This is a genomic window from Oceanispirochaeta sp. M1 (genome assembly GCF_003346715.1).
Classification (GTDB): Bacteria; Spirochaetota; Spirochaetia; order DSM-2461; family DSM-2461; genus Oceanispirochaeta.
The window spans coordinates 1-1,509 of record NZ_QQPQ01000118.1; the positions used below are offsets into that span (position 1 = coordinate 1).

Sequence of the window (1,509 nt, forward strand, 5' to 3'; positions counted from 1 at the left end):
TCCTCACGGAATCAGCTGTCCTTATTACTTCCGGATAAATGGAAAATTGTCCGGGAGGGACTTACACCCACTGGTATATAAAATGTACGCTTCAAGGCGCACCAAGGATCATGACATCCCGACTGACTGCTTCAAAAGCTCGTTATATAGCTCATTGTAGTACCTTTTCCAAATTTGTCTTAACTCCTGATAATCGTTCTATATTACTCGCTGCTAATGAAATTCCAATGCTAGTTAAGAATAATTGGTTTAGTTCTAACTGTTCATACAAATCAAAGACTTTCAGCATAAACGGTTTTATTGAAATGATTCTATTTTTTATTTCTTGTAAATCAATTTGATGTGTATTATTAAAAAAATTTCTTGCTGCTTGTTTTTGATTCTCACTAAAAGGTAAACCTTCAAGTTTTGTATTTAAATTTGCTAATGAAAGTGCATTTATTTGAATTAATTCGGGATTGTTAATGCATGGAATAATAAGATTATTTTCTTCTAAATATGAAATATCGTTTTGATGTCTTCGCTCAACACCTTTTAGAAATAAGCCTCTATATGATTCTATTATAAGACTTAATAAATTGTATCTTGATTGGTTTCTTGATCCACACCCTGTATATTCAAAATGTAAAAAATCGTTTCTATTCACAATAATATTACTTGTTAAGGGTAAAACTATTTTTTCTAACTCATGGCAAAAGATATCGAAGTTTATAGGTATATTCATCTTAGCAAAATCAAAAAAATAGACAATTGAAAGGATATTTAACTGTCTATCTGTTAATTTGGAAACTGTATTTATCGATTCATTTAAAACAATTCTATGGAAATCAGTATTAGTTTTATTTGATCGATCCTTAAGAAGAATTAGTAAATTCTGTTCTAGTGACTCATTTCCACTTTTAACATAAGTTTTTTGTGCTTCATAAAATGCACTTTGAAAATCAGGATCACATAATGATACTAAATTCTCAGGATTTTCAGAGATAATACTATTTAATGCTTTTTCTGTGAAATCATGTACTCTTGATTCTATAATATCTTGAGCGATACCAACAAGTTTATAGATATTTTCATTATATACACCTATAGCGACTGTTCTTGCTTCTTCTAAAGACAATCCAACCTTAACCACATCTCGACCAGCAGATATGTTTTCTGATTGATCTCCAGATTTTTGTGTTTGCTTAATCATTATTATCCTTATTCACATATGTAATATCTCTTCCTGCCATAATACTTTTTGAATTATTTCCTGATTTCTGTTTCTGAATAACAGACTTCCTAATAAAAAAAAAGCTAATAGCAGCTACACCAATACCACTGAAGATCCATTTATAGTTTCCAATAAACCAATCCATATTATTCTCCTTTTTTGTCTATATTGTTCCCCGCCAGCTGACGTTTCCGGATTATTCACAAACTTGACAGGATGAAGTATTATTTGAAGACTTTATGAAGTTCCTGTCGTTGACAGAAAAAAAAAGAAGATGCTCTCTACGCCAATAGAAC

Annotated in this window: 2 protein-coding genes; both read right to left on the reverse strand. The window is 30.7% G+C overall.

Annotated elements, in window-relative coordinates; genetic code table 11:
- Nucleotides 1-151: 151 nt before the first annotated feature.
- Nucleotides 152-1,192, reverse strand: coding sequence for an LPO_1073/Vpar_1526 family protein (locus DV872_RS26030; RefSeq protein ID WP_114632893.1), 1,041 nt, complete (start codon nt 1,190-1,192; stop codon nt 152-154).
- The gene (locus tag DV872_RS26880; RefSeq protein ID WP_171832189.1) at nt 1,185-1,358 is read right to left on the reverse strand and encodes a hypothetical protein; all 174 of its coding nucleotides are present in this window, start codon (nt 1,356-1,358) and stop codon (nt 1,185-1,187) included. The genes DV872_RS26030 and DV872_RS26880 overlap by 8 nt, the downstream gene beginning before the upstream one ends.
- Nucleotides 1,359-1,509: the final 151 nt, after the last annotated feature.